Here is a 23,814-nt window from a genome sequence, read left to right as displayed (position 1 = left end):
AGCTTAACGCGAACCGGGCGGACTGCAGATATCGAGGAGGTGCTCGCGCAGACTGTCGAGCGCGTCGACCTGCACGACGAAGAGCATCTCGTCCCCGGGTTCGAGCGGGACGTCGTCATCGGGAACGATGACCCTGCCGCCGCGAAGAATCGACACAAGCGCCGAATCGGTAGGCAGGCGAAGCTTGGCCACCGCGCGGCCACCGAAGGCGGTGTGGTCCGGGAGCGTGTAGGAGACCAGGCGGTTGTGTCCGCCTCTGAGCGTGAGCAGTTCGACGACATCGCCGACGGCGACGGCCTCCTCTACGGCGGCAGCGATGAGCCGCGGGGTCGACACCGCGACGTCCACACCCCAACGCTCACCGAATAGCCACTCGTTGCGCGGCTCATTGACGCGCGCGACTACGCGGGTGACCGCGAACTCGGTCTTCGCGAGCAGGCTGAGCACGAGGTTGGCCTTGTCATCACCGGTCGCGGCGACGACGACATCGAACTGCGACAAGCCGATGTCCTCGAGCGATCCGAGCTCGCACGCGTCTGCAGTGGCCCAGCCCGCGCCGGGGACCGGATCGTTGGTGGCGACATCGACCCGGCGGTCAATGAGAAGAACCTCGTGACCGTTGGCGAGAAGCTCTCTGCCGATGGAGCGGCCGACAGCCCCCGCGCCGGCGATGGCAACCTTCATCGCGCCGGTGGTGGAGCTCAGGTACGCATCAGTCATCAAAGAGTCCTTCGCGGTCGAGTAGCCGCGGTCCGTGGAGATCCACCGCGTCCGCCGTCACTGCCAGGTGTAAAAGGTCTTCTGCCTGAATCAGCACGGTCGCTCCGGGAAGGAAACAATCCCCGTAGCGGGTGATGGCGACGACCTTGCAGGCGGCGGCCCGCTCGATATCGCGGACACTACGGCCGACGATCGGCGCCGTGGCCTCACGAACGGCGAGGACGACCGAGCCGGTCGGGTCGGCCCACGGCTCGGCCTCGGGCGCACCGGTGAGGAACCGGTAGAAGCGGCGGGTCGTCCACGGTGTGGTGGCGATCGTCGGAATCCCGAGACGCTCGAACACTTCGGCGCGACGTGAATCGTAGATGCGGGCGATGACCCGCTCGATGCCGAAGGACTCGCGGGCGACGCGCGCGGCGATGATGTTGGAGTTGTCCCCCGAGGACACCGCAGCAAAGGCATCGGCATCAGCCGTGCCGGCACGCTCGAGCACCGCGCGATCGAAGCCCATACCCGTAATGGTCTTTCCACCGAACGCGGGACCGAGGCGGAGGAATGCGGACTGGTCCTTGTCGATGACGGTGACATCGTTGCCAGATGCCGACAGATCTCCGGCCAAGCCCGCGCCGACACGGCCGCACCCCATGATGATTACGTGCACGCGTACACCGTACCCCTACATGCGGCACGCCCACGCCCCTCTGGCCCACGCGCGAGCTAGGGCATAGTCTTCTACCTTGATGAGCAGGCTCAGTTCGGTCGCGACCGCAGGCAAACGCCTGGTGTTCGGACGACCCTTCCGCACCGATCGCGTGGGCAAGACAATGCTGCCCAAGCGACTCGCGCTCCCCGTATTCGCCTCCGACGCGATTTCCTCGGTCGCCTACGCACCCGAGGCGATCTTCATCATGCTCTCACTCGCCGGCGCGGCGGCCGTCGGGCTCGCCCCGTGGCTCGCTGTTGTCGTGGTGGCGGTGCTGCTCATCGTCGTCGCTTCGTATCGGCAGGTGATCTACGCCTACCCGGGCGGTGGCGGTGATTACGAGGTGGCCCGGCGCAACCTGGGGCCACTCGCCGGGCAGGTCACCGGGGCCGCGCTATTGGTGGATTACGTGCTCACTGTGGCGGTGTCGATTTCCGCGGCCGTGGCCAATCTGGGCTCCGTCGTGCCGTTCGTGTCCCGGTACTCGGTGGTTTTCTCGGTCGTCGCGATCGTCCTGCTCACCGCCGTCAACCTGCGGGGTGTCCGGGATTCCGGGCGCACGTTCGCCGGTCCGATCTATTTCTTCATCGCATCGATCGCGGTGATGATCGTGTGGGGGCTCGTCCAGTGGGCGTTCCTCGGGGTGGATCTACAGGCCGAGTCCGCCGGATTGAGATTCGACTCCGACGCGGCCGAGCAAAGCAGGTTCGCGCTCGCATTCCTCGTGCTTCGCGCGTTCGCGTCCGGTTCGGCGGCTCTGTCCGGTGTGGAGGCCGTAGGGCACGGCGTGCCCATGTTCCGCAAACCTCGTGCGCGCAACGCCGCGCTGACGCTTTCGCTGATCGGAGGGTTGACCGCAACGCTGTTCCTCGGCCTCGTTGCGCTCGCCGAGATCACCGGGGCAACAATGTCGGATACCCCGACAGTGCTTGTAGGGGCGGGGGAGGACTACCACCAGAAGACATTGATCGTGCAGCTCGCCGACGCCGTGTTCGCGGGCATGCCATGGATCACCGGCGTCATCGTCGCAGGCACGGGCCTCATCCTCGTGCTCGCGGCAAACACCGCGTTCAACGGTTCGCCGATCCTGGCGTCTGTGCTCGCCCGAGATAAGTACCTCCCCAACCAGCTGTCCAATCGCGGCGACCGGCTCACCTACTCGAATGGCATCATCGGGCTCGCTGTGTTCTCGGTGCTCGTCACGGTCCTTGTTCAGGCCCAGGTGTCCACGCTGATCCAGTTGTACGTGGTCGGAGTTTTCACCTCGTTCACCCTCGGCCAGTGGGGCATGGTCCGACATTGGACCGGCGAGTTGGCCGAGATCACCGTGCGCAGGCGCCGAAGGCGGCTCTACCGGGCACGAGCCATCAACGCGCTCGGCTTTGCCTGCACCTCCGTCGTTCTCGTCATCGTCATCATCACCAAGTTCACCGCCGGGGCATGGCTCGTCATCGTGATCATGGCCCTCCTCGTTTTCGTCATGCGGGCCGTTTCCAGGCATTATTCTCAGATGTCGACCAGGCTGCGTGAATCGGAGAAACGGCCGGTGCTGCCGTCTCGAATCCACTGCATCGTTCTCGTGTCGAACGCCTCATTGCCGACATTGCGTGCCATCGCCTATGCGCGCGCTACGCGGCCCGACTACCTCGAGGCCGTGACGGTGAGCGTCGACGTCGCAGCAACCAAGGCGCTGGTCACCGCCTGGGAGGAGAAACGTCCGAAGATTCCGCTCAAGGTGATCGAGGCACCCTACCGAGACATCAACACGCCGGTAATCGACTACATTCGTAGAGTCCGGGCGGACAATCCGCGGGACGTTGTCGCGTTGTACATCCCCGAATACGTCGAGGACAACTGGTGGGAGCGAGCGCTGCACAATCAGTCCGCCAGGCGATTGAGCCGCAAACTGCTGCACGAACCAGGCGTGATGATCACTTCGGTGCCGTGGCAGATGAGTGGACTCGAAGGCTCGGAACGCGACGACGTTCCCGGCGGCGCCGCCTCGCCCGCGAATCAGTCAGCAGCCGAGGAGAACCCGTGACCGAAGGCACCATCACCGTCACCGCCGACGCGATCGCCCACGGCGGCGAGGCCATCTGCCGCAACGAAGGTCTCGTCGTCTTCGTTCCCGGGCTGCTCCCCGGCGAGACCGCTGCCGTGCGTATCACGTCGGCCAAGAAATCCTTCGCGCGCGCCGAGATCGTCGAGCTCGTCTCCGCTTCGCCCGAACGCCGACCCATCGTGTGCCCTGCCGCAGCCGCGGGTGCCGGTTGTTGCGACCTTGCCTATACGACCTCCGCGCATGCCCGAGCGCTGAAGACCGAGATCCTCCGAGATCAGCTACGCAGGCTCGGCGGTTTTTCCGCCGCGGAATGGGAACCGGTTCTGGATGACGTCGGAGTCCGCGACATCGGGCCCTCCGCGCACCCGGGAGAACAGGACGAGATGCAGCGCTGGCGCACGGTCGCCCGCTGGCACTCGGATTCATCCGGGCGCATCGGGGTACGACGAGCGGGCAGCCACCGCGTCGTCACCGAGGACCGTTGCAGCCAGGTCGTTCCGGAAATCGCCGCAGCAGTGGAACTGATCGAGAGCGCCGGAGCGCCGAAGGACGCCGAGATCGTCATCGCCGCCGGCATCGATGGGGACGTGGCCGTGCAATGGCGACGCACCGAGAAGCCCGGATCGCCCCGCCGCGGCGGAACGCGGGGGCGGGCCCAGCGTCGACGTGCGCGTTCGGCCACCGCCGCGTGGAAGGCGCTCGACGGGCGAGGCGGGCTGCCGACAGCCGTAGGCCGCGCTCTGGAACACGAACTCATGCCGCCATGGATATGGCATCTCGAGGCCTCGGCGTTCTGGCAGGCACACCGCAGCGCCCTGGTGGCATACGCAGATGTCGTGCGCGAGTCTGCGGCCGCACTGGTTCGCGGCGGCAGGGAGGAGCTGCGCGTCTGGGATCTCTATGGGGGCGTGGGCGCCCTGGGCTCGGCGGCGCTCGATGCCGCCACGTTCGCCGGTGGCAGAGCACGCGTAACCGCGGTGGAAACTGCCGCCCCCGCCGTCATCGCCGGCAGGGATACCGCCCGCCGAATCGGTGCGGACCTGGACATCGTCTCGTCGGATGTGCGCTCGTGGCTCGAGGGCAGCGCGGATGTGATGCCGGACCTGGTGATCACGGATCCACCGCGCGCGGGGCTCGGCGCCGACGTCATCGGCGAACTGTCCCGTTCCAACCCGGGCACGATCGTCCACATCGGCTGCGATATCGCCTCCTTCGCGCGGGATCTCGGGCTCTTCGCGGACGCCGGTTTCGGCGTCGAGCGCATCCAGGGCATCGACGCTTTTCCCGGCACTCACCATCTCGAAGCCGTCGCGGTGTTGTCTGGCCGCTCCTGATACGCCACCGTCGGCCCTGCCACGTAGACTCGAACTCCGACGGAAACGACGCGCGACGAGCCGAAAGAGGAGGACCATCCAGGGCCCATGGGTGCACTCGAACGCATGAACTCCCCGGCCGACCTCCGTGCGCTCTCCCCGCACGAACTCGCCCCGCTCGCCTCCGAGATCCGCCAACTCCTCGTCGAGCGCGTCTCCGCGACCGGCGGCCACCTCGGCCCTAATCTCGGAGTCGTCGAACTCACCATTGCCGTGCATCGCGTGTTCTCCTCGCCACGAGATCCAATCCTTTTCGACACCGGGCACCAGGCGTACGTGCACAAAATCCTTACCGGCCGAGCCGGAAATTTCGGCACTCTGCGCGCTGGGGGCGGGCTATCCGGATACCCCTCGCGTGCGGAGAGCGAGCACGACGTCACCGAGTCCTCGCACGCCTCCGCATCACTGTCGGTCGCGGACGGAATGGCCAAGGCCTTCGAGCTGCGTGGCGAGAACGACCGCACCGTCGTCGCTATCATCGGCGACGGCGCGCTGACCGGGGGGATGGCGGCCGAGGCGCTCAATAATTTCTTCGTCGCGGCGCATCGGCCGCTCGTCATCATCGTTAACGACAACGGCCGCTCGTACTCGCCAACTATCGGCGGGCTCGCCGCGCGAATCGTTTCCCGCGGCGCGAATCAGGTCGCCGGGGAGCTCGGTTTCGACTGCATCGGCCCGGTCGACGGCCATTCGCTTCCCGAACTCGAGGACGCGCTGCGCCGCGCCAAGGATTCCCGTCGCACCGTTCTCGTCCACGTGCGCACTCTCAAGGGCCACGGCTTCGCGCTCGCGGAGGGAGACAGCGCCGAGCTCATGCACTCCACCTCCGCAATCGATCCGGAATCCGGCACACCGCTGCACAGCGCGCCCGGCACAACCTTCACCGACGTGTTCGGGGACGAGCTCTGCGCGCTCGCCGAGAGCCGCAGCGACATCGTCGCCGTCACCGCGGCGATGGCCGGACCCACGGGTCTCACCGCGTTCGCCGAGCGGTTCCAAGACCGCTTCTTAGACGTCGGAATCGCCGAACAGCACGCCGTCGCCTCCGCGTCCGGCCTTGCCCTCGGCGGCATGCATCCGGTGGTGGCGATGTACTCCACGTTCCTTGGGCGTGCCTTTGACCAGTTGTTACTCGATGTCGCTCTGCTCGGTCAGCCTGTTACCTTCACTCTCGATCGCGCCGGAATCACCGGCCCCGACGGGCCCAGCCATCACGGGATGTGGGACCTGGCACTCGCCGGAATCGTCCCCGGGCTGCGCGTGGCCGCCCCGCGCGACGAACCGACGCTGCGGCGTGCGCTGCGCGAGGCGACGGCGCATTCCGAGGGCCCTACCTTGGTTCGCTATCCCAAGGGCGAGGTTCCCACTCCGGCGTCGATTTCCGCTGTTCTCCCCGGCGGCGTCGAGGTGCTTCGCCGCGCCGACCGCGCCGACTCTACATCTGTCGTGCACGACCCTTCACGTATGACGACGGAGGAGGCGATTCCCGATCCGGCCGTCCTCATCGTCGGCATCGGTATTATGGCCGGGCAGGCGCTCGACTGTGCCCACGCGCTCGAGGAACAAGGAATCGATGCGGTCGCGGCCACCGCGCTGTGGGTGCTCCCCGTGCCTGAGGCGTTGGTGGAGCTCGCCGGCCGGGCGAGCTTGGTCGCCGTCATCGAGGACGGGGCCGAACACGGCGGCGTCGGAAGCTCGATCGAGGCGGCGATGTCGTCGCGCGGCGTGGATACTCCGCTGCGCCGTTTCGCTCTGCCGCAGGAATTCATCAACCATGCCTCGCGCGCGGAGATCCTTCGTGCCGCCGGGCTGGACGGCGCCGCAATCGCAGACCGCATCGCGGTCGAGCGGAGTCGGCGCTAGGCCGTGGCGTCCCGGGCGGCAAGCAACGCCGGCGTCACCAAGCGGATTTGGCATGGAGCCGCGCCCGCGTCCGCCAAGGCGGTCTCGATGACGTCGACGGGATCGTTCCCGCGTCGGCCTGGCGCGTTCGTTCCCGCCTCGGCCCACACCCATTCGCGCAGCATCGCCGAGGGCAGCAGGGTCTGCATCTCGATCTGCGCGATCTCGGACAATTCGGCGAGCTGTTCCCGTGCCTGAGAAAGGAGGGCGTTGGCGCCCGGCGCCTTGACCTTCCACTGGCGGTGCGAGGGCCGGTCCGGGGTGTCGTCTCGCGCGGCGCGCTTGGAGGGCAACTTTTTCGGCGGGATGGCGTCCGCTTCCTTCACGGCCGCGGCGAAGGCTGGGATCACGGCGTCGACATCCGAGCCTGAGAAACCGTCGATCTTCTCGAAGGCGTCGAAGGACCGTGCGTCGGTACGTGCGGCCTGAATGATCGACCTGTCACGCACGATGCGATGCACGGACACGTCGTTGCGGAAGGCGATCTCCTCGCGGGCCTCCCACAGCGCCCGGGCACGGGCGTACTCGCGGGGCGAGCGAAGGCTCGACAGTTTGGACAGCTTCCGCCACGGCTCATCCGTCGGGGGAGCGGGAGACCAGGCCTCCATCTGACTCATCGCCGAGTCGTACCACTCGGCTCGGCTCTCGTGCGCCAGCGAACGCGGGTAGTAATCGGGGATCGCTATGGGCACTGTTTCGGTGTCCTCGAGGAGCATTGCCAGCAGCTCGGGCATGTAAAGCACATCGCCTAGCGCGTACTCCAGCCATTTTGCGGGCAGCGGCCGCCGTGACCAGTCCGCCCGCGAATACTCCTTGGCCAGATGAACCCCGAGGTACGACTCGACTAGCCAGCCGAGACTGAAACCGGTGGTCGACAGCACCTTCGCGGCGATCTCGGTGTCGTGCAGCCGCGTCGGTTCGACGCCGAGAGCGCGGAGCGACGGCAGATCGGCGCGGCAGGCGTGCAGGCACATGGGCCGCGCCGAGAGCGCGTCCGAAAGCTCGCCGATGTCCTGGCCGGTGGCTTCGGGATCGATGAGCATCGGCTCGAGACCATCGATGACGACCTGGATGAGGAACGCGCGTTCGCCGTACCGATACGACGACGCGCGCTCGACGTCAGCGAAGACAATGGACTCGCCCGGGGTCGCGGCTATCTTCGCTGCCGAATCCGCGAAAGTTGCCAACTCGGCCTGAACAGGCGGAATGGACGTTTGTTGTCTCACGACGTCGGAGCGGGGACCGGCTATCGGGCCGGGCCGGCGGGCCTGGTCGAGGCCTCAACGACGCCTTCGGGAAGCATTCCGGCGGCGGCCGCCAGCACCCCGGCGAGCGCCTCCACGTGATCGGAGATTCCCGAGTGCAGAGGCGTCCACGACGCACGCAACTCCAACTGATGGGTTTCCGGGGGACCGGAGATATCTCCATATCGCACGGAGGTCGTGCTGGTCACGGTTCCACCGAGCGCGGTGTATCCGGTCGCTGCGCCATCCAGCGCCTCGGTCAGCCACGACCACGCGGCCTTCGGAAGTGCGGGGTCCGACGCCATATCGTTGTCGATGTCGGCTTGGATGTAGGCGACCAGGCGCAGCGATCCCTGCCACGCTTCATCGCCGGCGGGGTCGTGGAGCAGGATGAGGCGGCCGAAGGCGTCGCCTTCGGAGAACTCGGGAACGTCGCCCTGTTCGGACTCGCCGTGGAGCACTTCCAACCCCACTGCGTAGCTATGCGCGGCGAGCCGCTGTGGAGGCCTGATGGGCGCCACAGAAAGTTCCTTACGCACCTTTGCCGCCGACATCGCCTCGACGGCGTCGCGAAACAGTTCGGGTGCATCCGAGATTGGCATCGAAGTCACGCCGCTGACGGTACGGCGCACGTCTCCGCCTCCGGTGGAGGCGCGCCGTTACAGAAGGAGAGGTCGCCGCGGACGGGCCACCGGTGAGACAATGGCGGGCGATGAACACCTCAGCCCAAGATTCCGCGCCGTCCGACTCCGCCACCCGGCCTTATATGGTCGAATCGACTGTGGGCGGAGCTGATCGCGTCCCGCTCTGGTTTATGCGCCAGGCCGGTCGTTCGTTGCCGGAATACAAACGCGCCCGCGAGGGTACGACGATGCTCGAATCGTGCCTCATGCCCGATCTGGCCGCCGAGATCACGATGCAACCGGTCCGCCGCTACGGCGTCGATGCGGCGATCTTCTTCTCCGATATCGTCGTTCCCCTGTACGCGGCGGGGGTCGGCGTCGATATCAAGCCGGGAATCGGGCCGGTCATGGATGCGCCCATCCGCTCGCTCGAGGCCGTGCGCGCGCTTCCCGTGCTCGAGGCGGAACAGATCGACCCGGTCGCGAAGGCGGTGTCCAAGGTGCGCGGCGAACTCGACGACTCCGTGTCGCTCATCGGCTTCGCCGGCGCTCCGTTCACCCTCGCGTCCTACCTGGTCGAGGGCGGCCCGAGCCGCAACCACGAGCACACCAAGGCGTTGATGTACTCGGAGCCGGAGGTGTGGGATGAGCTCATGTCGTCTCTCGCGAGTATGACGACGCACTTCCTCAAAGCCCAGATCGCCGCGGGTGCCGACGCGATTCAGCTTTTCGACTCGTGGGTCGGCGCGCTCGACCGCGCCGATTTCGAACGTTTCGTCGCACCGTATTCACGCGAGGTTCTCTCCACCCCGGAAATCGCCGCCGTGCCGCGCACGTACTTCGGAGTCGGCACCGGTGAGCTACTGTCCTCGATCTCCCAGCTCGGCGTGAGTACCGTCGGCGTGGATTGGCGGGTCCCGCTTGACGTCGCCCAGACGCGCGTCGAAGGGGGCAAAGTGCTCCAAGGCAACCTCGACCCCGCGTTGCTCCTTGCCGATCCCGACGTGCTCACCGCGAAGGTCTCCGAGATCCTCGATGCCGGACAGCGCGCGATCAACGCCGGCGCCACCGGGCACGTGTTCAACCTCGGTCACGGGGTATTGCCGGACACGAACCCCGATGCACTCGCACGCGTCGTCGACACCGTGCACGCCTTCCGCTCCTCCCGTGCCTACTGACCCCGTGGCAGCTCCTCGTTTTGCCGTGATCGGCGGGGGCATCTCCGGCCTCGTAGCCGCCCTTCGCCTGGCGCAGGCCCTGCCGGAGGCGCGCATCGATATTTTCGAGGCCGCCGATCAGGCCGGCGGCAAGCTGCGCACGATCGACCTGGGATCTGGACCGGCAGATGTCGGCGCCGAGGCGTTCGTCGTTCGGCGCCCCGAGGCGCTCGATCTCGTATCCGAGCTCGGGCTGGACGCTGCGGTCCGCAAACCAGCGGGCAGGTCGCCCGCTCTGTTCTCGGGCGGGCGGTTGCGTCCGCTCCCTCGGAATCAGGTGTTCGGCGTACCGGGCGGCACCGACGGCCTGGATGGGCTTCTCACCTCCGACGTCATACGCACCATTGACGCCGAACCCGGCAACCCTGCGCCGTGGCGGATCGGGCAGGACATCTCGGTGGGTGCGATGGTCGCGGAGCGGCTCGGCCGGGAGGTGGTCGATCGCCTTGTCGACCCGATGCTCGGCGGCGTGTACGCGGCCACCGCCGACGCCCTCGGGGTACGCGCGGTCGCTCCGGCGCTCGCGTCCCGCCTCGACGCGCAGGCCGAGGAGACGTCGAGCGGCGGCGACGAAGGCCGCGCGAGCCTCGTCGATGCCGTCCGCTCGATCAAGTCGACAACGGTGGGCGGGCAGGTGTTCGCCGCGCTCGACGGCGGCTATCGACGACTGATCGATGCCCTGGTCACTCGCATTTCCGTCTCAGGGCGAACCGCACTCCACCTCGGGGTGCGGGTCGACTCAATCACTCCGGAGGGGAGCGCGGCGCGGCTGGCGATTTCCGGACAGGCCGAGAAGGCTCCTCAGGTTTACGACGGACTAGTGTGCGCCCTACCGTTCCATGCCGCGCTACCGCTTCTTGCCGGGCTGTCCGAAGCCGCGGCAGAACCGCTGCGAGAAATCCCGTATTCGTCGAGTGCCGTGGTGAGCGTTGCGCTCGCACCCGGGGTCGAGGTTCCCGACCTCTCGGGAATCCTCGTTGCCGCGGATGCGGGACGGGCGGCCAAGGCGATCACGCTGTCCTCACGCAAGTGGGACCATCTCGACCGTTCCGCATCGGGGAGGGGGCATGTGTTGCGCGTGTCCTTCGGCCGGCTGGACGATGATTCGATCCTCGACCTCGACGACGAAGCTCTTTGCGCGCAAACACGAATCGAACTCGCCGAGATCGCCGGGATCGACGCCGCGGGCGCCGAGATGCGGCCCACGCGATGGACGCACGGACTGCCCGTTCCCGGGGTCGACCACCAGCGGCTGATCGACGGCGCTCGTCGCGGCCTCGATGACCAGTCCGTGCCGGTTGTCCTCGCGAATTCGGCGATCGCCGGTGTCGGCGTGCCCGCCTGCATATCCGTGGCGCAGACCGCTGCGGCGGACCTGGTCGCCAAGTGGCAGGATGAGAGCCATGGCACGTCTCGACTATAAGAAGCTCAATTCCACTCTTCGCTACCTGATGTTCTCGGTCTTCACGGTCCGAGCCGGGGAACTCGGCCCCGATCGCGAAAGAGTGACCAAGGACCTCGACGAGTTCCTCGCCCGCTGGGAGGACTCCGATGTGGTCGTGCGCGGTCTCTACAACGTTTCGGGCCTCCGCGCCGAGGCCGACTTCATGTTCTGGACCCACGCCGAACACATCGAGGACCTGCAGAAGTTTTACAACGATTTCCGTCGCACGACCCTGCTAGGAGCGGTGTCGGACCCGTACTGGTCCAACGCGGCACTCCATCGCCCCGCGGAGTTCAACAAGTCCCACATCCCGGCTTTCCTCGCGGACGAGGCGCCGGGCAAGTACATCAGCGTGTACCCGTTCGTCCGGTCCTACGACTGGTACCTCCTCCCGGACGAGGACCGTCGCCGGATCCTCGCCGAGCACGGCAAAGCCGCACGTGAGTATCCAGACGTGCGCGCGAATACCGTCCCGGCTTTCGCGCTCGGCGACTACGAATGGATCCTCGCGTTCGAGGGGCCGGAGCTCGACCGGATCGTCGACCTCATGCGCATCATGCGAGGCACCGAGGCGCGGCTTTACGTCCGCGAGGAGATTCCCTTCTTCTCAGGCCCACGCGTCGAACCTGCCGAGCTGATCAGTATCCTTCCCTGACGTCGGAGAAGCCGGGATTACCGGCCTGCGCCGCCCCCACGCGTCCTCTTAAACCACTACGCCGCTCCTCGATATCCGAGGGAGCGGCGTAGTGGTATTTAAAGGGTGGGGTGCTGCTAGGCCTCTTCGAGGGTGAGCGAGATGCTATTGATGCAGTACCGCAGGTCGGTGGGGGTGTCGTAGCCCTCCCCTGCGAAGACATGGCCGAGATGGGAGTGGCAGTTCGCGCAAAGCACCTCGGTGCGTGTCATGCCGAGCGAGGTGTCGCTTCGCTCGATGATCGAGTCTCCCGCAAGTGGAGAGAAGAATGACGGCCAACCGCAGTGGGAGTGGAATTTCTCGGTGCTGCGGAACAGTTCCGCGTTGCAGGCGCGGCAGCGGTAGACGCCTTCGGTCTCGGTGTCGGTGTACTCGCCGGTAAACGGAGCTTCGGTTCCCGCTTCTCGGAGTACCCGGTATTCGTCCGGGCTGAGACGTTCCCGCCATTGCGCGTCGGACAAGGCGATCGCGGCGGCTGATTCGGGGGTGAGGGAAAGATCGTTGTCGCTCATGGCGCCGAGGGTACGCCCGCTGGGGACGGTACCGCTAGGTTGCCGCGGGCGTCTTCACCGACGGGGTGATGTGTTGGCGCCTTTCGGGGTCGAAATAGCGCCAGAGCAGCACCACGAGGATCGTCACGATGATGAGCAGCCACCCGAAGGTCGGATGGAGAAACTCGACGAGCCGGCCATGGAACGGCCAACGCTCGGATTCCCACATGTCCATGGTGAAGAATCCGTACGCCGCGACCCACGCGGCCGCGTTTCGGACAAGGGACTCACGCAGAACGACCGTGAGCATCAGCGGGATGAGAACCATCGAGTAGTACATTTGCCCGAGTGAACTCACGAGGAACACCGCGGCCATGACCACGCCCGAGGTGGTCGACAGCCATAGGACCTCATGGTTGTGGCGATACCCCATGAGCAGGTACACCGCGACCGCGGCCATCACGATGACCAGGATCCGCAGTGCGAGAATGAGCGGTTCCGGTACCCCGAAGTAAAGTCCGGCTCCGGCAAGAGAGGAGTTGTAGTAGTCGCGCACCTCGCTCATATAGGGAGTGATGATGTCGAAGTACGACTTTCCGTCGGACGTCAGCCACCAGCCGGCGGCGAATGCGACCAGCGGGATGGCGACCGCTCCGACGAATGGCTGCCATTGGCGCCGGAGCAGCGGAAGCAGAAGGAGCGGAGCGAGCATCGGTTTGATGGCTAGCGAAAGCCCCATCGGTATACCTGCCGCCCAGAGACGTCGTTCGTGGAGTAGCACGAAGAACGCGGCTTGGCAGAGGAAAATCAGTCCGTTGATGTTCGTGAACACAAGTGTGTTCGTCACCGACTCGGTACAGAACACGGCGAGGAACACCGCCGGTGTCGCGTAGCTCGACAGCGAGATTTTGAACAGACGCAACAGCAATAGGACCGCGCCGATAATGCACAGGGCATTGAATGCGATGAAGATCCACCGTGCATAGGTGTACATGTCGATCATGCCGAAGGGAGACAGCAGCACGGTCGCGCTGGGCGCATAGAGGTAATGTGGATCAACAACCTGGAGGTTTTCCACGTATACAGGCCCACCATCGAGGAAACGCCTGGTCGCCGCGTAAACCGTTCCGAAATCATTGGTCACCGAACCGTTGACGGCGCGAATGACGACCCGGTGGATCATCGTCAGGATGGCGAGCGGCCACAGAATGGTTCTGAGGGTCCGCTGCCACGGCGGAGTTGCTGTTATTGCTGTCGACACGGGGAGTAATTTACCGCTACCTGCGCATGATTGTCCGTGGGCATTGCGGCGCGCCGCTATGCCGGACAGGCTGTGGGTGCGGCGGCTGCCGGATCGACGAGGAACTCGTTGATGCCGTCGGCGATGCAAGTCCCGGTTCCCGCTGCAGCAGATCCGAATCCGCCATAGCGTAGGGGGATCGCTCCCGCAGCGCCCGCTGCGGTAAGGGCCGCAGACCCAGTGCCGGCCGGGTCGCGGCCTGCCAGTGGGTCCCCACCAGTCGTGCCGAGGACGAGCGCAGGAACCTGGGGCAGTGTCAGCGGCTCGGCTTCGACAACCGGCCAGTCATTGCACAGTCCGGCTCTGATCGCCATGGAGCGCCCGAAGGTGGGGAAGCGCGCGCTTAGGTCGTCGATCAACGCGCTGCGGTCCTCGGTGGATGCGCGCACGGGGAAATCTGTGCACGTGGAAAATAGTTCGCGAGTACCAATATCGGAGGTCGGTACGGTTCCCCGGGGCGGGTTGCCGTCGGCCGCGGCGGCAAAAAGCTCGAACATCCTGTCGCGGTCATTGGGTACTGAATTCTGGACGCCGGACAGGGCGCTCGCCCCGTAGCGAAGTGCAGCGGCTCCGGCGGGGCTCGACTCGAAGCTCTCGAACGGTGTCGTCGAGGCGGGAACGGGCGCCGATAGACAATCGTTGGCCTCGCACTGACCTGCCCAACTAGCGAGCGCCATCTGTGTTCCTTCGGCCTGTGCCGAGACCTGTTCGGTGAGGTCCTCGCCGAAGCCGGCGGGGGAGTCGGCGACGATCGCTGCCACCGAATCGGGGTTGTCGCTTGCGTAGCGAAGCGCAGAGCGGATGCCCGAGCCCGCCCCGCCGAGAACGAACGTGTCCAGGCCCAGACGCTCGGCGACGATATCGATGTCGCCCGACGAACCTCGTGCACCGAATTCCAGAGCGAGCTCGCCGGTGGCGTCCTGACACCCCCTGGCGACCTCGGTGGCGGTGCGGCGAGGCTCCGGATCCGTCGGCGCCGCATCGGCGGCGACGAGTTCGTCCCCGGCGACGTCCACGGGTGGCTGGCACGTGTCGTGGCCGATGAGCTGGGTTCTGGACTCGATCACAACCACCGGCCATGAAAGACCGTCGGCAAGCGCGCGGGCCCAGGTGTCGACGACCGCCGAGAATGATCTGTCCGCCCCCGAGGCGATAACCAGCGGAGGCTTGGCTCGATCGGCTTCCTGCGACGTCACCAATGCCGCGTAGAGCTCCTTGCCCTCGCTGGCCAGGGCATCGCCGGGTGAGAACGACAGGCATTCTCGTGTGACATCGGCCGGAACCTCTGAATCGAGGTATCGGCACTCCCCGAACTGGGCATTCTCACTGATCCGAGAGAGCCCCTCGGACCACGCTTCCGGGCTCGGCGGTGGTTCGGAAGGGGGTCCGGCGGAACCGTCGTTCGCAGCGGATTCGCGTCCGTCGACGACGGCGAGCGGCGGACCGGAGGACGGTCCGGGCGCGCAGCCCGAGACGAGCGCCGCGGTGAGCCCGACCGCGGCTAGGATTCGAAAGAGCCGAGAGGGGAGTTCAGTCATTGTGGTCCACGATCCAACGAGTGTAGAGGCCACCGTCGTCCGAACTGAATGCCGACACGACGTGAAGTCGGCGTTGCCACGGGTGTGTGTCCGCGCCTTCAGGGTTCGGAAGCAGGTGAACGCCGGACGGGAAGTGGAGGTGCGGGGACATGCTCAGCACCAGTTCGTCGAGGAGACCAGCTCGCAAAAGGGCCTCCAAGAGATGGGGACCGCCCTCGCAGTCTATTTCGCCTCCGTTCTCGCTTCGCGCGAGTCCGATTGCGCCCGGAAGTAATTCGTCAATGCCTCCCGATACGACGCGAACGTCTACCCCGTTCTCCTTTGCGTAGGTACGGTGCTCGGGCGCGGCGCAAGATTCGGGGACGACGAGACTCATTTGGCCAGCGTCTCGAGTAGCTGCCTGTTGCGCTTTCGAGACGTGATCGATGTCGGTCCGGCGCAGGGCGCGTGACACTATCCATAGCGGGGCCGGTGAGGTGCTCGTTCGTAAGTGCGATAACGCTGGGAGAACGGTGGCCGGACCGTACCCTTCGTGCCGGGCTGTCGCCGCGCCGACGAGGATCGTGCCGGCCCGTGCCCGCATACCATGGAAGACCGCCTGGTCCATTTCCGTACCCAGGCCGGCAGACGCCCCCTGCGCGGTGACGGCCCCGTCCAGCGCAGAAATAAACGTTGCCCGCACGGGATATACGGCTTCACTTCCGCGATGAGGCGCAAGGGTATTCCACAGCGCGAGCGCCCGGCCCGGATCGGATATCTCGGCACTCATCTGCGCTGGCTGGTGCAAAATCAGGCCAATCCTTCCTGTTCGGGCCCCGAGGGTAAACGTCCGAATCCGCTCGTGCCCAGCGCCTATAACGAGAGGGGAAATCCGGATATCCACCGCTCTCGCGTTAGGCTTACTTTCATGGTCTTACGCCTCGCCGACATTACCCCAGATGTCTCACCCGATGAGCTTGTCGCTCAGCTCGTGCCACCGTCCATGTTCGACGAGGTGAGCTTCGACTCCTACATCCCGGATCCGGGCGAACCGAGCCAAGCCGAGGCCCGCGATGCGTGCCGCGCCTTCGCCGAGGAAGTGGTCAAGGCCAAGACCGGGAAGAAGAAGGGTCTTTTCGGCAAGAAGAAGCCGGTCGAGGGCCGCGGAATCTATCTCGACGGCGGATTTGGTGTCGGCAAAACGCACCTTCTCGCGTCCATCTTCCACGCGTGCCCCGCGCCGAAGTCGTTCGGAACATTCGTCGAACTCACCAACGTGGTCGGCGCGCTCGGCTTCAACCGCGCGGTCGAAGAACTGTCGACGCGTTCAGTGCTGTGCATCGACGAGTTCGAGCTCGACGATCCCGGCGACACCATGCTCGTGTCCCGGCTACTCGCCGAACTATCCGCCGCCGGGGTATTCATCGCCGCGACGTCGAACACCCTGCCGGGCCAGCTGGGCGAAGGGCGTTTCGCCGCGGCCGACTTCCTCCGCGAGATCCGCAAGATCTCGGGGCTGTTCCAGACGCTTCGCGTCGACGGACCGGACTACAGGCACCGCGATCTGCCGCCGGCGCCCGATCCGATGAGCAACGCCGATCTCGAGGCCACGGCGGCGGAAGTCGAAGGCTCGACCCTCGATGACTTCGACGAGCTGTGCCGGCACCTAGACAAGCTGCACCCGTCCAAGTACAACCGCCTCGTCGGCGGGATCACGCAGGTGTGCCTCGAAAACGTGCACCCCGTGGAGAATCAGGCGATCGCGCTGCGCGTCGTCGTGTTGGCAGACCGTTTGTATGACGCCGGAATTCCGGTTCGCAATAGCGGCGCGAAGCTCGACGAGATCTTCACCCCGGAGATGATCAACGGCGGCTATAAAAAGAAGTACCTGCGGGCCACGAGCCGCTTGCTCGCGCTTTCGCGCTTCCAGCCGGGCGACACCCACTAGGCGGCGGCGCACGGGCGTTTCGAGTCTCTACAGAGGTAGTTCGTAGACGACGTCGTGGCAGTTCTGGCCACCAACGAGGAAGGTGCGCCGCCCGCGATCGACGAAGCCGATCTTTTCATAGAAGCGTCTCGCGCGGCCATTGTCGACGTTCGTGCCCAGCCACAGCGAGTCGAATCCGCGCTCTCTTGCCACGACAGCGTGTGCGTCCATGAGCGCTGTGGAAAGTCCCGTGCCGTGGGCACGCGGCGCCGCGTACACCTTGGATAGGTACATCGGCCTCTCAGCCGTAATAAGCGCTGCAGCGTCGTCATCGTCACCTCTGCCGGGGATGCCAAGCGTGTAGGCAAGGGGATCGCCCACGGCATCTCGCGCCAGAAGCACCACGTTCTCTGGTTCGGCAATGTAGCGCCGAAATGCCGAGGGCGTGAGATTTTCCTCGATGAACGCGGCCATATCGGCCTTCGTTAACTCCGGCGGGCACGCCAGCGGAAAGGTCAACGACGCGAGGGAGGAAAGATCGGAGGCGTCGAATTCTTCTGCGGCTAGAATCGGCGCCGCGGAGTTCGGGGAAAGGCGTTGTCCGCCGTCATTCGAAAAGGTTCTGTCCACGCCGGGCGAGCTTACTCGCGCCGGGGGGAGGGGGATTGTGGTGGTCCTAGCTGGGTTCGAACCAGCGACCTTTCCGGTGTGAACGGAACGCTCTTCCACTGAGCCATAGGACCGCGATGCGAGGCGGCTACACGCCGCGTGCAACGGTTCATCAATTTAGCATGTGCGCGCGAGGGCTCCCAAACCCGCCTTTCGCGCCATCACGGGCGAGCTGTGCAAGAGATCTGCCCCGGAATCGGTGCGTGCGGCGAACGGGCGGTGAACGACGGCGAAATGCTCGCCGAAAACGACTAGAATAGTGGGCACGCGCCGACCGGGGAACTGGAGAATGGCGAGCGACACGCCCTGAACGCAGGGCGATTTGCGAAGCGGTTGGCCATTCGACTAGATTACTTTCTCGCTGGTCAAAAACGACCGGGCGAGAAATTGCCTGGCCCGGACGAGTGTGCGGATGTAGCGCAGCTGGTAGCGCATCACCTTGCCAAGGTGAGGGTCGCGGGTTCGAATCCCGTCATCCGCTCTGGGTAACCGACCCGTCGGTGGAGTGGCCGAGTGGTGAGGCAGCGGCCTGCAAAGCCGTCAACACGGGTTCGATTCCCGTCTCCACCTCGAAGTGGAAGCAGCGATGCTTTTGCTCCAAGGTAAGACACGCGCGATTAGCTCAGCGGGAGAGCGCTTCCCTGACACGGAAGAGGTCACTGGTTCGATCCCAGTATCGCGCACCGCGCCGGCCCAAAAGGCTGGCGTTTGCGGATGTAGCGCAGCTGGTAGCGCATCACCTTGCCAAGGTGAGGGTCGCGGGTTCGAATCCCGTCATCCGCTCCAGTTAGGGCTCCCGCCGGAAACGGCGGGAGCTTTTTTCATTTGCCCTGGGTATGCCGCACGTAGAGTGGGCCGCATGTCCCTACGCTCCTCGAACGATGCCGCGCCGTCTGATTCTGCGAGGTCCGGCGGGTCCGGCGAGGGCAATCCGCGCAGGCGGCCGGTTGTGTGGGTTGTGGTCGCCGTGTCCATTGCTTTATGGCTGGCGCTATCCGCGCTGGGTGGGCCGTTCTTCGGTCGCATTTCCGAGGTTGCCGCCAACGACCGCTCGACGTTCCTTCCTTCGTCCGCCGAATCCACCGAGGCGGGCGATTGGGTCGACCGCTTCCGCGATTCGGATGCGGTACCCGCAGTGATCATCGCCGAGCGCCCGATTGGGGAATCCGTCACCGACGGCGATCGGGAATGGCTCGAAAGCTCGGTGGACGCGGCGAAGGGCGACGGGGTGATCACCGAGCCGCTGTCGCCTCCGATCGCCTCCGAGGACGGATCGGCGTGGCAGATCGTTGTCAGCGTCTCGGACGCGACGACAGGGGAGGACGTCTCCGAGCTTCGCGGCCTCCTCGACGACACCGCTCCCGACGGGCTCGAACACTTCGTCACGGGACCGGCGGGATTCACCGCTGATCTGCAAGAGGGGTTCGCCGGCATCGACGGCCTTCTCCTGTTGGTCGCCGTCGCGATGGTGTTCGTCATCCTCGTGGTCGTCTACCGCTCGCCGGTGCTCCCCGTTGTGGTTCTCCTGACGTCGATGGCCGCGCTTTCCGCGTCGATCCTGCTCGTGTGGAACCTGGCCAACGCCGGGTTCATCACCATCAACGGGCAGATCCAGGGGATCTTGTTCATTCTCGTAGTCGGTGCCGCGACCGACTATTCGCTGCTCTACGTCGCCCGATACAGAGACGAGCTTCGGCGCGCCCGCACCGCTCGCGCCGCGACGGCGAGGGCCCTTCGAGGTACAGCCGAGCCGATAGCGGCCTCCGGGGGCACGGTCATCGCGGGGCTGCTGTGTCTCCTGCTGTCCGACCTTTCGACGAACAGCGCGTTGGGACCCGTCGCCGCGATCGGCATCGTCATGGCGATCGCCGCAGCGCTGACATTTCTTCCCGCCCTTCTTCTCCTCGGTAGCCGTTGGGCCTTCTGGCCGTTCGTCCCCACCTATCGGGAGGAACGTGAGAAGCCGTCGGACCGTTCGACCGAGGTTTTTGAGGAAAAGGGCGTGTGGCCCGCGATTGCGCGCGCCGTTCGGCGACGCCCGAGAACGGTGTGGATCGTGATGATCGTCGTTTTCCTCGTGCCGCTGCCGGCGGCATTCGGGTTTTCCGCCAGCGGAGTCCCGCAAAGCGAACTCGTCCTCGGTGACGCCGAGGCGAGAGACGGGCAGGCCGCGATCTCGCGTCATTTCCCGCAGGGAAGCTCCAGCCCGACCTACATCGTGGTGGACGAGAACGACGTCGATGTCGTCGCATCCGAAGTCTCCGTGGTTCCCGGGGTCGACTCCGTTGCGGTCACCGCAGACACGCCACGCGGTCTGGTAGAAGCTGATGGTCCGGGAACCGTCGACACCGACGCAGTCACGCTCATCGACGGGAAGGCACTTGTAGAGGCGACGCTGTCGGAGCCGGCCGACTCGATCGCCGCCGAAGACACCGTCACCGCAATGCGCGAGCGCCTCTCAACCGTCGCGCCCTCGGCGCTCGTCGGTGGGGAAACGGCGACCGACTTGGACACCAACACCACTGCGATCCGGGACCGGACGGTGATCATCCCGTTGATCCTCGTCGTCGTCACCGTGATCCTCATGGCGCTGCTTCGGGCCGTGGCCGCGCCGCTGCTCCTCGTCGCGCTCACCGTCGTCTCTTTCGGAACCGCGCTCGGGGTGTCCGGTCTCGTGTTCGACGGAATCTTCGACTTCCCCGGCGTGGATCCGTCGGTACCGCTCTACGGATTCGTGTTCCTCGTCGCTCTGGGCATCGACTACAACATCTTCCTCATGTCGCGGGTGCGGGAGGAGTCGCTCACCCACGGAACCCGCGCCGGCGTGCTTCGCGCGCTTGTCTACACCGGCGGAGTGATCACCTCGGCGGGCGTGGTGTTGGCGGCGACATTCGCCGCGCTGTCGGTCATTCCCATCATGTTCCTGGTCCAGCTGTCGTTCATTGTCACGTTCGGCGTGCTGCTCGACGCGATCCTCGTCCGTTCGCTGCTCGTGCCGGGACTCATTTACGACATCGGGCGACCGGTGTGGTGGCCGTTCACCAAGGCGATACCGCGGGACCAGTAAACTTGCGCCGCGTAAGATTCATTCGGGTTTCATGCGTCCGCACCCTCGCTCTCACCAAGGAAAGCGAGGGTGCGGACCGGGCCGGGCAGCACCGTATCCTGCCAGGGCATGAGCACACACGAACTAGGAGATGAGCTCTAGAGATGAGCGAGCAACTGCAGACCACGTCCGGACCGGCCGAGAGCCAAGTCCGCACGCTCACCATTCCCGCCGGCGAACCGGCGGGGAAGACTATTGCCGAGGCCGGTCTGCAGACGAAGGGCGCCGACCAGATCGTCGTCGTCCGGGAGCGAGACGGATCTCTTCGGGACCTGTCCTGGGTCCCCGACTCGGACACCGAGGTCGAGCTCGTCGCCGCGAACACCGAAGAAGGCCGGTCGGTCATCCGCCACTCCTGCGCCCACGTGCTGGCGCAGGCCGTGCAGGACATGTTTCCCGAGGCGAAGCTCGGTATCGGGCCGCCGATCGAGAACGGCTTCTACTACGACTTCGACGTCTCAGAGCCGTTCACCCCAGAAGACCTCACCGAGCTCGAAAAGCGGATGAAGAAGATCATCAAGGCCGGTCAGCGTTTCTCCCGCCGCGCCTATGATTCCCTCGATTCCGCACGTGCGGAGCTCGCCGACGAGCCGTACAAGCTCGAACTCATCGAGGACAAGGGTCGGGCGGACGCAGGCGAAGGAGCAGCAATCGATACGGGAGAGGTCATGGAGGTCGGCGCGGGCCAGCTCACCTCTTACGACAACCTCAATCCGCGCACCGGGGAGCGCATCTGGTTCGACCTGTGCCGCGGCCCTCACGTGCCGACCACCAAGTTCATCCCCGCTTTCAAGCTCACTCGTGTGTCGGCGGCGTATTGGCGCGGAGACCAAGCCAACGCGGGTCTGCAGCGCATCTATGGCACCGCATGGGAGTCCACCGAGGCGCAGGACGAGTACCTCGTGCGGCTCAAGGAGGCCGAGCGCCGCGATCACCGACGCCTCGGCTCGGAGCTCGACCTTTTCAGCTTCCCCGACGAGGTGGGTTCGGGCTTCCCGATGTTCCATCCACGCGGCGGGATCATCCGCAACGAGATGGAGCAGCATTCGCTCCGCCGGCACCTGTCCGCCGGTTACCAGCTGGTCAACACCCCGCACGTCACCAAGGGCGATCTGTTCCGCAAATCCCAGCACCTCAACTGGTACTCGGAGGGCATGTTCCCCCCGATGATGCTCGACGACGAGACGGATGACGAGGGCAATGTCACCAAGCCGGCGCAGGACTACTACGTCAAGCCGATGAACTGCCCGATGCACAACCTCATCTTCGACTCCCGTGGGCGCTCCTACCGCGAGCTCCCGTTGAGGATGTTCGAGTTCGGCACGGTCTATCGATACGAGAAGTCCGGCGTCATCCACGGTTTGACCCGCGCACGCGGGTTCACGCAGGACGACGCGCACATCTATTGCACCGAGGAGCAAATGGAGGCCGAGATCTCCACGGTGCTCCAGTTCGTGATCTCGTTGCTGCGCGATTACGGCCTCGACGATTTCTACCTCGAGCTGTCCACGAAGGATCCGAAGAAGTACGTCGGCGAAGACGACGTGTGGGAGCGCTCGACCGAGACTCTGCGCCGGGTCGGTGAGGCGTCGGGCTTCGAGCTCGTTCCCGATCCCGAAGGCGCCGCGTTCTATGGCCCCAAGATCTCCGTGCAGGCGCGGGACGCCATCGGACGTACCTGGCAGATGTCTACCGTGCAGCTCGACTTCAACCTGCCGGAGCTGTTCGACCTGCAATACACCGCGTCCGACGGCTCGAAGAAGCGTCCGGTGATGATCCACCGCGCGTTGTTCGGATCGATCGAGCGTTTCTTCGGCGTGCTCCTCGAACACTATGCCGGCGCGTTCCCGGTGTGGTTGTCGCCGACACAGGTCGTGGGTATCCCGGTCGCCGACGAGTTCGCCGATCACCTACAGGGCGTGATCACCTCGCTGCGGGCACGCGGGATCCGCGCCGAGCTCGACGACGGTTCGGACCGCATGCAGAAGAAGATTCGCACGCACACCACCGGTAAGGTTCCATTCATGCTGCTCGCGGGCGCACGCGACGTCGAATCCGGTGCGGTGAGCTTCCGCTTCCTCGATGGGACCCAGTACAACGGGGTCCCGGTTTCGCAGGCAGTGGAGACCATCGCCCATTGGGCCGAGTCCCGCCGCAACGATCAACCGACCGAAGAGAACCTGTAGGTATGACGTCGCACGACGCAGAATCCGGGCAGTCCGCGCGCGACTCAGTCGTCGACACGGGGGCGGGAGAGGCCGACCGTCTTTTCCGCCTCTGGGCGCCCTATCGCATGGCGTACATCGCCGAGCCGCCGAAGCCCGTGGAGGGCGCGACCGGGGAGCCTTTCCTCGACATCCCGAAGATGAGGGACGAAGACGGTCTCGTCGTGGCGCGCGGCGAGAACGTATACGTGGTACTCAACCTCTACCCGTACAACCCGGGGCATGCGATGGTGATCCCGTACCGCAAGGTCGCGGAGCTCGAGAATCTCACGGCCGCCGAGTCCGCCGAACTCATGGCGTATACCCAGCACCTCATCCGTGTCGTAAAGTCGGTCTCGCGCCCGGACTCGTTTAATGTGGGGCTCAACCTCGGTGGAGCGGCCGGAGGCTCGCTGGCGGACCACCTTCACCAGCACGTCGTCCCGCGTTGGGTGGGCGACGCGAATTTCATGACCGTTCTCGGTGGCACCAAGGTGCTTCCACAACTTCTCGGCGAGACGCGACGACTGCTCGCCGAGGCCTGGCACACGGTCCCGGGACGTCCCTAGCGAACCCATGAGGTTCCGCTGCGAGGCCAACGGGTCGAATTAGGTAAAG

At 65.5% G+C, this 23,814-nt stretch carries 19 protein-coding genes and 5 tRNA genes; 14 read left to right on the top strand and 10 right to left on the bottom strand.

The window, feature by feature from the left end:
* Positions 1-3 precede the first annotated feature (3 nt).
* Both BJL86_RS08875 and BJL86_RS08870 read right to left on the bottom strand, forming a co-directional pair.
* The gene (locus BJL86_RS08875; protein ID WP_067471304.1) at positions 4-684 is read right to left on the bottom strand and encodes a potassium channel family protein; all 681 of its coding nucleotides are present in this window, start codon (positions 682-684) and stop codon (positions 4-6) included.
* Between the two features lie 28 nt (positions 685-712).
* Positions 713-1,381, bottom strand: coding sequence for a potassium channel family protein (locus BJL86_RS08870; RefSeq protein WP_067470942.1), 669 nt, complete (start codon positions 1,379-1,381; stop codon positions 713-715).
* 79 nt (positions 1,382-1,460) lie between these two features.
* Here BJL86_RS08870 and BJL86_RS08865 point away from each other — a divergent pair, with 79 nt between their 5' ends.
* The 3 genes from BJL86_RS08865 to BJL86_RS08855 all read left to right on the top strand — a co-directional run bounded on the left by BJL86_RS08865 (position 1,461) and on the right by BJL86_RS08855 (position 6,721).
* On the top strand, positions 1,461-3,464 hold the full coding sequence (locus BJL86_RS08865; RefSeq protein ID WP_067470944.1) for an APC family permease: 2,004 nt from the start codon (positions 1,461-1,463) through the stop codon (positions 3,462-3,464).
* Complete coding sequence (locus tag BJL86_RS08860) at positions 3,461-4,819, top strand: class I SAM-dependent RNA methyltransferase (RefSeq protein WP_067470946.1); 1,359 nt, start codon at positions 3,461-3,463, stop codon at positions 4,817-4,819. Before BJL86_RS08865 ends, BJL86_RS08860 begins: the two co-directional genes overlap by 4 nt.
* A gap of 87 nt (positions 4,820-4,906) precedes the next feature.
* On the top strand, positions 4,907-6,721 hold the full coding sequence (locus tag BJL86_RS08855) for a 1-deoxy-D-xylulose-5-phosphate synthase (protein ID WP_067470948.1): 1,815 nt from the start codon (positions 4,907-4,909) through the stop codon (positions 6,719-6,721).
* Here BJL86_RS08855 and BJL86_RS08850 read toward each other — a convergent pair.
* Positions 6,718-7,947: an HRDC domain-containing protein gene (locus BJL86_RS08850; RefSeq protein ID WP_067470950.1), complete on the bottom strand. Its 1,230-nt coding sequence runs from the start codon at positions 7,945-7,947 to the stop codon at positions 6,718-6,720. The two genes, BJL86_RS08855 and BJL86_RS08850, sit on opposite strands and share 4 nt — an antisense overlap.
* Before the next feature lie 59 nt (positions 7,948-8,006).
* Positions 8,007-8,606, bottom strand: a complete 600-nt coding sequence (locus BJL86_RS08845; protein WP_082908270.1) for a DUF3000 domain-containing protein — start codon at positions 8,604-8,606, stop codon at positions 8,007-8,009.
* Between the two features lie 110 nt (positions 8,607-8,716).
* On the opposite strand from BJL86_RS08845, the gene hemE reads away from it, so the two are divergent.
* Genes hemE through hemQ form a run of 3 tightly spaced genes read left to right on the top strand, consistent with a single transcriptional unit; the run spans position 8,717 to position 11,943 of the window.
* Entirely contained in the window at positions 8,717-9,805 is a 1,089-nt protein-coding gene (gene hemE / locus BJL86_RS08840) for a uroporphyrinogen decarboxylase (protein ID WP_067470951.1), read from the top strand.
* A 4-nt stretch (positions 9,806-9,809) separates the two neighbouring features.
* Positions 9,810-11,267, top strand: coding sequence for a protoporphyrinogen oxidase (gene hemG / locus BJL86_RS08835; protein WP_067470953.1), 1,458 nt, complete (start codon positions 9,810-9,812; stop codon positions 11,265-11,267).
* Positions 11,248-11,943 carry a hydrogen peroxide-dependent heme synthase gene (hemQ, locus tag BJL86_RS08830; RefSeq protein ID WP_067470955.1) on the top strand — a complete coding sequence of 232 codons (696 nt, stop codon included), beginning with the start codon at positions 11,248-11,250 and terminating at the stop codon, positions 11,941-11,943. The genes hemG and hemQ overlap by 20 nt, the downstream gene beginning before the upstream one ends.
* Before the next feature lie 116 nt (positions 11,944-12,059).
* Here the strand turns inward: hemQ and msrB are convergent, their stop codons facing one another.
* From msrB to BJL86_RS17850, 4 genes are read right to left on the bottom strand one after another with little or no spacing between them, the layout of a single operon-like run.
* A complete protein-coding gene (gene msrB / locus BJL86_RS08825) occupies positions 12,060-12,494 on the bottom strand; it encodes a peptide-methionine (R)-S-oxide reductase MsrB (protein WP_067470957.1) in 435 nt (144 codons plus the stop codon).
* A 34-nt stretch (positions 12,495-12,528) separates the two neighbouring features.
* Positions 12,529-13,734 (bottom strand): glycosyltransferase family 87 protein, encoded by a 1,206-nt coding sequence (locus BJL86_RS08820; protein ID WP_231887080.1) that lies wholly within the window; start codon positions 13,732-13,734, stop codon positions 12,529-12,531.
* Positions 13,735-13,790: 56 nt separating this feature from the next.
* A complete protein-coding gene (locus BJL86_RS08815; protein ID WP_067470962.1) occupies positions 13,791-15,311 on the bottom strand; it encodes a hypothetical protein in 1,521 nt (506 codons plus the stop codon).
* Complete coding sequence (locus BJL86_RS17850) at positions 15,304-16,080, bottom strand: dihydrofolate reductase family protein (RefSeq protein ID WP_067470964.1); 777 nt, start codon at positions 16,078-16,080, stop codon at positions 15,304-15,306. Before BJL86_RS17850 ends, BJL86_RS08815 begins: the two co-directional genes overlap by 8 nt.
* A 138-nt stretch (positions 16,081-16,218) precedes the next feature.
* Here BJL86_RS17850 and zapE point away from each other — a divergent pair, with 138 nt between their 5' ends.
* Entirely contained in the window at positions 16,219-17,238 is a 1,020-nt protein-coding gene (zapE, locus tag BJL86_RS08805) for a cell division protein ZapE (protein WP_067470966.1), read from the top strand.
* A 27-nt stretch (positions 17,239-17,265) separates the two neighbouring features.
* Here the strand turns inward: zapE and BJL86_RS08800 are convergent, their stop codons facing one another.
* Together BJL86_RS08800 and BJL86_RS08795 are read right to left on the bottom strand one after the other, a co-directional pair.
* The gene (locus tag BJL86_RS08800) at positions 17,266-17,847 is read right to left on the bottom strand and encodes a GNAT family N-acetyltransferase (protein WP_082908272.1); all 582 of its coding nucleotides are present in this window, start codon (positions 17,845-17,847) and stop codon (positions 17,266-17,268) included.
* Between the two features lie 38 nt (positions 17,848-17,885).
* A tRNA-Val gene (locus BJL86_RS08795) sits at positions 17,886-17,960 on the bottom strand.
* 334 nt (positions 17,961-18,294) lie between these two features.
* Here BJL86_RS08795 and BJL86_RS08785 point away from each other — a divergent pair.
* The 7 genes from BJL86_RS08785 to BJL86_RS08755 all read left to right on the top strand — a co-directional run bounded on the left by BJL86_RS08785 (position 18,295) and on the right by BJL86_RS08755 (position 23,765).
* A tRNA-Gly gene (locus tag BJL86_RS08785) sits at positions 18,295-18,367 on the top strand.
* A gap of 18 nt (positions 18,368-18,385) precedes the next feature.
* Positions 18,386-18,456: transfer RNA gene (locus tag BJL86_RS08780), tRNA-Cys, on the top strand.
* Between the two features lie 41 nt (positions 18,457-18,497).
* Positions 18,498-18,569: transfer RNA gene (locus BJL86_RS08775), tRNA-Val, on the top strand.
* A 27-nt stretch (positions 18,570-18,596) separates the two neighbouring features.
* A tRNA-Gly gene (locus BJL86_RS08770) sits at positions 18,597-18,672 on the top strand.
* A gap of 73 nt (positions 18,673-18,745) precedes the next feature.
* Positions 18,746-20,953 carry an MMPL family transporter gene (locus BJL86_RS08765; protein ID WP_082908273.1) on the top strand — a complete coding sequence of 736 codons (2,208 nt, stop codon included), beginning with the start codon at positions 18,746-18,748 and terminating at the stop codon, positions 20,951-20,953.
* A 143-nt stretch (positions 20,954-21,096) separates the two neighbouring features.
* A complete protein-coding gene (gene thrS, locus BJL86_RS08760; protein WP_067470968.1) occupies positions 21,097-23,178 on the top strand; it encodes a threonine--tRNA ligase in 2,082 nt (693 codons plus the stop codon).
* Between the two features lie 2 nt (positions 23,179-23,180).
* Positions 23,181-23,765 (top strand): ATP adenylyltransferase, encoded by a 585-nt coding sequence (locus BJL86_RS08755; RefSeq protein ID WP_067470970.1) that lies wholly within the window; start codon positions 23,181-23,183, stop codon positions 23,763-23,765.
* Positions 23,766-23,814: the final 49 nt, after the last annotated feature.

The organism is Dietzia timorensis (assembly GCF_001659785.1).
Taxonomy (GTDB): domain Bacteria; phylum Actinomycetota; class Actinomycetes; order Mycobacteriales; family Mycobacteriaceae; genus Dietzia; species Dietzia timorensis.
The sequence above is the reverse complement of the archived record's forward strand: the minus strand, read 5'-3'. Positions and strand labels throughout refer to the sequence as shown.